The 2681-nt window shown below is 45.3% G+C and carries 1 protein-coding gene; it reads right to left on the reverse strand.

Features of this window, described 5'->3' with window-relative positions; genetic code table 11:
- On the reverse strand, positions 1-2681 hold a 2681-nt coding region (gene ppc / locus B4K20_RS03695; protein WP_289281931.1), incomplete at both ends, for a phosphoenolpyruvate carboxylase.

Consider the following 2681-nt stretch of genomic DNA (forward strand, 5'->3'; position numbering starts at 1 on the left):
CCGCATACCGGCAGAAATCGCACTGATCGTTCTCAGCAACGGATCCAGCCACTTATCTCGTTCATCTTCAGATAAGGCGTTCTCTCGATATCGTTGCAATAAAAGAATCTGAATATAGTTAATGGGATCCAGATACGGTTCACGTCGGCGTAAAGAAGATCGTAATGCCGGTGTTTCTGACATTAACTTGTCCTCACCCACCACCAGCAGAACTTGTTCTACCGTGCGATGATATTCTGCTGAAATGACTTCGAATACTTGCTGTCCTTGAAACGCATTTTCACACAAAGCGGCATAGCGCCGTGCGATATTCATATCGGCTTTTGACAGGGACATTTGCGTATTACTTAAAAGCGCACTGAAAAAACGCCATTCTTTGACCATTCGACGTAACGTTTCAACTTTCTCAGGATCATTTTGATGCCACTGTTCTAACGCCGTACCAATGCCATACCATGCAGGTAAGGTGTGTCGTGACTGTGCCCAGGAAAAGACCCAGCCAATAGCACGAACCGATGCCTTGGAACGATCACCCTGTTTACGATGTGAGGGTCTGGAACCGATGTTCATCATACCGATTTCAGTCACTGGACAGACCTCATAAAAATAATCGAGGAAGCCTGCGGTGTTTTCGGTCAATTTACGGTAGCTCTGCTCGCCGTAGGCCGTGAGCTGATGCATTACATCCATAAAGGCCGGCTCATCATGATGCGTTTTAGCCACCAGACTTCGTGAAGCCTTCATTAAACCAGATACCCCCATCCCCAATTCATAGGCAGCTGTCTCGATATTGCCATATTTGAATGACAATACTTCGCCCTGCTCTGTGAATTTGATTTGTCCCTGCACCGTGCCAACCGGCTGAGACAGAATAGCATCATGAGTTGGGCCACCTCCGCGACCAATCGTACCGCCACGACCGTGGAACATTCGACATTGCACACCATGCTGTTCGGCCAGGTGACTGATTCTCTGTTGGGCTTGATACAAATTCCATACAGACGCCAGAATCCCCCCATCTTTACAAGAATCGGAGTAACCCAGCATGACTTCCTGTAAATTGCCTGAGGCACTTAATAAACGACGATAATGTTCATTCTCAAGTAATGCCGACATCACTGGTTCGATATGAGATAAATCTTCAATGGTCTCGAATAAAGGTGATACTCGGAGGTGACAGTAGGTATTACCATCTTCTGTATAACCACATAAACCAGCAAAACGCCCCAAGGTTAATACTTCCAGAATATGACTGGCCTGGTGGGTCATTGAAATCACATAACTGCCGAATGCATTGGTGCTGACTTCCTGTTGCAGTCGTGTCATTAACTGAAATACCGACAGAATTTCTTTGTTTTGCCCTTCTAATTCAGGCAAAGAGGGTAAATCATGACGTGCTAACAAATCCGTCAACACTGACTGACGTTGCGTTTCATCTAATTGCTGATAATCTTCACACAGGCCTGTTTGTCTTAGCACCTCGCTCACCGCTTCCGTGTGTAATGTCGATTCCTGGCGCACATCCAAGTGATATAAATAAAAGCCAAAGGTCTCCACCAGTCGGATCAAATCGGTCAGTTCACTGCCCGCCAACTCGGCATCCCCGTGTACGATCAGGGACTGTTGAATTAAGCGTAAGTCTTGCAGTAATTCATCTTCGTTGTCATAAGCCAGTCCCAATGCAGTGGGCTCAAGATCAGGCCGAAAATATTGCTGCAATAGTCGTAGATTATCTTCCAAACGATGCCGCATCATGTAAAGTTTTCGGCGGTAAGGTTCATTCAGAAAACGGTCTGGTTTTGCACGAAATGCCCCAGCGTAACGTTGTTCCGATTCATCAATATTGGCAGCTAATTCATCACTTATTTCACACAAAGGTTGTGAGTGTGTGAGTTGGTAGCTAAGTTTAGTCACGTCTTCCAGATAACGGCGAATCACTGTGCGCTTTTGTAACTGAATCGCCATGTCGGTGGTTTCAGCTGTTACATAAGGATTTCCATCTCGGTCACCGCCAATCCAGGAACCGAATTGAATATAGCCTGGCACTTTGAATGACGCACCTGCATCAATCTCGTCTTTATAGACGCGACGAATGGCATTTTCCATATTGCGATAACTTCTGGGCACCGCATCAAACAGGCTTACGTTAAAGTAATACAAACCATTTTTGATTTCATCGCGAACGGTGGGTTTAACAGCCCTCACTTCATCGGTGGACCACAACAACTGCACTTGTTTTTTAATTTCAGACCGTGTGCGTTCTTCTTCAAATGCCGTCAAAGGGTCATTGGTCAGCTTTTCGTCTAATAAGAAAATACGACGCAGAATTTCCATCAAAGTCCGACGCTTTGACTCAGTCGGATGAGCGGTGAATACAGGCATGTATACCATCGTATCCATCATATGCTGAAGTTGTTCGAGGGTAACGCCCTCTTGTTTAAACTGATTTAATGTATCCAGGTACGATCCATGCCATAAATCACGACCATTTCTTAACTGGATTAGACGGTTATGATAATTAAAGGCTTCTTCTGCCGTATTCAGCAGACTGAAATACAAATTAAACGCACGAATGACTTCACGTAATGTGGTGGCATCCAGCGTATTCAGGAAACTCAGTAACTCCGTGCGTAATAGAGCGTTATCGTCTTTGCGAAGATTAATAAACCCCTTACGCAAAC

The organism is Methylophaga sp. UBA5088 (genome assembly GCF_002414625.1).
Taxonomy (GTDB): Bacteria; Pseudomonadota; Gammaproteobacteria; order Nitrosococcales; family Methylophagaceae; genus Methylophaga; species Methylophaga marina.